This window comes from Kitasatospora sp. NPDC101235 (assembly GCF_044767505.1).
In the GTDB taxonomy this organism is placed as follows: domain Bacteria; phylum Actinomycetota; class Actinomycetes; order Streptomycetales; family Streptomycetaceae; genus Kitasatospora.
The window spans coordinates 402,054-406,318 of record NZ_JBIWNZ010000003.1; the positions used below are offsets into that span (position 1 = coordinate 402,054).

Consider the following 4,265-nt stretch of genomic DNA (forward strand, 5'->3'; position numbering starts at 1 on the left):
CGCGAGAAGTCGACCCAGCCGACTTCTCACGCACAGCGGGCCCGGCGCCATGGATAGGTAGACCGATCTGCATATTCCGGCCTGCGGCCTCCGGGCGGCCGTGCTGCGGGGGCGGGCAGGGGTGTCAGACCCGGTGGATCGGCGGGATCTGGTAGCTGCCGTCCAGGACGGCGGGCCCGGGCTGGTAGATGCGGAGGATGGGGCGGAACTCGCCGGGCGGGGTGGGGAGCCAGTTGGCGGCGGCGGCCGGGTCCTCGGGCTGGTCGTGCTGGAGGGCCAGGGTGAGGGAACCGTCCTCGCTGCGGACCAGACCGGGGGTGCGGTCGCCGATCGAGTAGCGGTCGATCGGGTTCTCCACCAGGCAGTAGTCCGGGACGGAGTACATCGTGACCGACCAGAACGCCCCGGCCGGGGGCGGCTGGTCGAAGCGCAGGGTGTAGTCGTGGACGCCGGAGAGGGGCCGGCCGTCGGAGTCGTGATAGGTCATCGCGAACGAGGCCTCGTAGGCGTGATTGCCCCAGAGGCCGGCCCGGGCGGCGGCGGCCCGGCTGAGGTAGGCGGCGCGGCGGTCGGGGATGCGCCACTCGGGGTCGTCCAGGGTGCCGGGGCCCAGGTGGTCGGTGTTGTAGTCGAAGAGGTGGAGCGCGCTGCGCCACTCGCCGGGCGGGTGGTCCTCCGGCGGGCGGGTGGCGTCCTCGACCCGTTCGCGGCCGGCGGCCAGGCCCTTGGCCAGCGCCAGCGTCCACTCGGGGGCGGCCGCGCGGTACGGCGAGGCGCCGTCGTCCAGCAGGCCGAGCGGGGCGAAGCGGCGCTGGTACTCGATGTCCGCGGTGGCGGGCGGGAAGGCCTGCATCCAGACCCGTAGCCGCTCGAAGAAGGCCAGCCGCTCGGGGACGTCGCCGTCCGGCTCGGGCAGTCCGGCGACCAGGCCGCCGGGTTCCAGCGGCTCCAGTTCCAGGGCGGTCTGGAGGGCCCGGACCCGGGGCAGGTCATCCGGGCCGGTGCAGGCGAAGCGGCCGACGAGGGTGCCGACGGTGGTGGGCAGCTCGACCACCCGGTCGGGGTCCGGCGGGCTGCCGTGCCAGCCGGGCGGGACGATCAGCCAGGTCTGCGAGCCGGTGCCGGTGGCCCGGCGGCCGAGGTAGGCCACGTTGTCCGTCCAGGCGTCGATCAACTGCAGCACGTAGTAGGCGTCCGCGGTGTCCGGGACGCGCAGCACCTGCGGGCCCTCGGAGAGGTCGAGCTGGGCGATCGAGTAGACCGTGTCGTTGTTGACCGAGACGAAGTCGTCGGCCGGTCCGGCCAGCCGGGTGGCGTGGCTGATGTGGTTGAACGGCGCCGCCGGCAGGGTGCCCAGGCCGCCCCGGACGAACCGATCGACCATGGTGAGGCCGGCGACCAGCGGGTAGCCGTAGACGTACGCGTCGGCGGCCAGGGCCTCCAGATCGGGCTGGTTCATCGCGGGTCCTTCGTCCGGGGCGGGCAGCCGGTCGGCGGAGTGCTCGGCGTCGGCGGGCCGTTCGTGCCGGCTGTGGCGGGCGGGTCGTGCACCAGGCCGGGGTGCGGTCGCCGATCGCGGTACAAATCGGATGCTAAGCGGGCCCGGGTGGGGTGGCACGTCGGGCCGGGCGCCATGCGGCATCCGGTAATCCCCTGTCTGCTCACCGCGAATCCGCGCGTACGGGCGGGGCGGACGAGAGAGGGTCGTCGGCATGAAGATCCTCCTGCTTGGAGGCTCGTCCTTCCTCGGACGGGCCTACGCTGCCGAGGCCCTGGCCCGGGGCCACCGGGTGACCACCTTCAACCGCGGCCGCAGCGCCGCCGACCTGCCCGGCGTCGAGGCCGTCCGGGGCGACCGCAACAGTGCCGGGGACCTCGCCCGGCTGGTCGACGGCCGCAGCTGGGACGCCGTCGTCGACACCTCCGCCCAGCAGCCCGCCCAAGCCGCGCTCAGCACCCGACTGCTGCGCGACCGGGCCGGCCACTACACCTTCGTCTCCTCCGTGCACGCCTTCGCCGACTGGCCCGCCCACGTGGTCGACGAGGACTCCGCGCTGCACCCCTGCCCCGCCGACACTCCGCCCGACCAGCCGCCCGGCAACGCCCTGAAGGCCGGCTGCGAGCGCGCCGTGCTGGCGGGGTTCGGCGCCCGGCGCACGCTGGTGCTGAACAGCGGGCTGCTCATCGGTCCGTACGAGTTCGGCGGCCGGCTGCCCTGGTGGCTGGAGCGGATGGCCCGCGGCGGGCGGGTGCTCGCCCCGGGGGATCCGCAGCGGACCATGCAGGTGATCGACGTCCGGGACTTCGCCGCCTTCGGACTGGACCTGCTGACGGCCGGGACGCCGGGGCGGTTCGTCACCACGGCGCCGCCCGGCCGGCTCCGCTTCCGCGAGTGGCTGGAGACCTGCCGGGAGGTGGCGGGCGCCGCGGACACCGAGCTGGCCTGGATCCCGGACGGGCCGCTGCTCGCCGAGGGGCCGGACCAGGTCGGCGCGTGGACCGAACTCCCCCTCTGGGCACCGGATCTGCCCGAGCTGGCGGGCGCCTGGCTGGCCGACACCAGCCGGGCGGAGGCGGCCGGGCTGCGCTGCCGGCCGTTCGCCGAGACGGCGCGGGACACCTGGGAGTGGCTGCGGACGCGCGGGCCGGTGGAGGACACCGACGCCGAGGGGCGCAAGGGGCGGCCGGGGGCGGCGGTGCGGCAGGGCATCGAACCCGCCAAGGAGCGGCGACTGTTGGCCGCCTTCGGCTGACAGCGGGCGCGTCGGGCAGCAGGAGTGGGAAGTCGGCCGGGCCGATTTCCCACTCCCGAGGCGCTCCCGAGGCGTTCCCAAGGCGCTCCTGAGGCGCTCCTGAGGCACTCATGAGGCGCTCCGGGGGGACACTCCCCGAGAGGCGCTTCCCCCTCCCGGGGGCGCGCGTTCGACGCGGTCAGCCCCGCTCAGTGCGTGCGGCGGGTGACCAGCTCGGCGAGCGCCAGCAGCTCGTCGGCCGCGGCCGGCTCCGGGACCGCGGCGGCCAGCTGCGCCATCGCCGCGGCCATCCGCTCGCAGGACTCGCCCTGCGCCCAGCCGCGCCCGCCGGCCGCCTCGACGGCCGCCGCGCACTGCGTCAACTCCTCGGGGCTCAGCGGGCGTTCGAGCGCGTACAGCTCGCCCAGCCGCTTGCCCTCGACGGTGCCTGAACCCAGCGCCGCGACCACCGGCAGCGACTTCTTGCGGGCGACCAGGTCCGCGCCGACCGGCTTGCCGGTGACCGCCGGGTCCCCCCAGATGCCGATCAGGTCGTCGATCAGCTGGAACGCCAGGCCGATCTCCCTGCCGAAGCCGTCCAACGCCTGCGCCGCTTCCTCGGAGGCGCCCCCGTACAGAGCGCCCATCGCACAGGCCGCGCCGAGCAACGCGCCGGTCTTGGCCTCCGCCATCGCCAGGCACTCGGGCAGCGAGACGTCGTTGCGCCGCTCGAAGGCGCAGTCGATCTGCTGCCCCTCGCAGAGCTCGACCACGCAGTCCGCGAGCCGACGGATCGAGCCGCGGGCGGCCGGGTGGGTGTCCTCGGCGAGCAGGCGCAGCGCGAGGGAGTGCATGGCGTCCCCGGCCAGGATGGCCTCGGTGGTGCCGAACACCCGCCAGGCGGTGGGCCGGTGGCGCCGGGTGTCGTCCCGGTCGATGACGTCGTCGTGGAGCAGGGTGAAGTTGTGCACCAGCTCCACCGCGGCGGCCGCGGCGACGGCCTCGGCGGGCTTGCCGCCCAGGGCCTGGGTGGCGGCGAGGACCATGGCCGGCCGGATCGCCTTGCCGGCGGGGGCCTCGGCGGGGGTGCCGTCGGCCTCCCACCAGCCGAAGTGGTAGCCGGCCACCTTGCGCATGGTGCCCGGCAGCGAGTCGACGGCGGCCCGCAGGACCGGGTCGACCAGGGCGCGGGTCCGGGCGAGGATGCCCGCCGCCTCGTGCCCCTCTTTGTGGTCCCGCTGCAGCGTGGGACTGGTCATGGGTGTTTCCCCCTGTCGGGCGCCTGTCGTGGGACGGCCCGCCGACGGCGGACCGGGGTTGCTCTGCGGTGCCGGGGCGACGTGCGACGGCGCTGCGGTGCCGGGGCGACGTGCGACGGCGCCCCGGCAGCCCTCGGGCCGGGCCCGCACGCGCGGGGCGTGGGGGGGGGGGGGGGGGGGGGGGGGGGGGGGCCCGCCCCGCCCCCCCCGCGGGGGCGCCCCCCCCCCCCCCCCCCCCCGCGGCGGGGGAGGAGATAGACCCACCCCCACCCCC

At 75.9% G+C, this 4,265-nt stretch carries 3 protein-coding genes; 1 reads left to right on the forward strand and 2 read right to left on the reverse strand.

What is annotated here, in order from left to right; translation table 11 throughout:
- Positions 1-124: 124 nt before the first annotated feature.
- Positions 125-1,459, reverse strand: a complete 1,335-nt coding sequence (locus ACIRRH_RS07995; protein WP_403063274.1) for a DUF1254 domain-containing protein — start codon at positions 1,457-1,459, stop codon at positions 125-127.
- 253 nt (positions 1,460-1,712) lie between these two features.
- Between ACIRRH_RS07995 and ACIRRH_RS08000 the strand changes: the two genes are divergently transcribed.
- Positions 1,713-2,753, forward strand: coding sequence for an NAD-dependent epimerase/dehydratase family protein (locus ACIRRH_RS08000; protein ID WP_403063276.1), 1,041 nt, complete (start codon positions 1,713-1,715; stop codon positions 2,751-2,753).
- 188 nt (positions 2,754-2,941) lie between these two features.
- Here ACIRRH_RS08000 and ACIRRH_RS08005 read toward each other — a convergent pair whose 3' ends face one another.
- Positions 2,942-3,991 carry a family 2 encapsulin nanocompartment cargo protein polyprenyl transferase gene (locus ACIRRH_RS08005; protein ID WP_403063279.1) on the reverse strand — a complete coding sequence of 350 codons (1,050 nt, stop codon included), beginning with the start codon at positions 3,989-3,991 and terminating at the stop codon, positions 2,942-2,944.
- Between the last annotated feature and the right edge of the window lie 274 nt (positions 3,992-4,265).

Bases quoted from the DNA above. Each gene is read 5' to 3' on its own strand.
- ACIRRH_RS08000 (WP_403063276.1), top strand. From the start codon at position 1,713: ATGAAGATCCTCCTGCTTGGAGGCTCGTCCTTCCTCGGACGGGCCTAC.
- ACIRRH_RS07995 (WP_403063274.1), bottom strand. From the start codon at position 1,459: ATGAACCAGCCCGATCTGGAGGCCCTGGCCGCCGACGCGTACGTCTAC.
- ACIRRH_RS08005 (WP_403063279.1), bottom strand. From the start codon at position 3,991: ATGACCAGTCCCACGCTGCAGCGGGACCACAAAGAGGGGCACGAGGCG.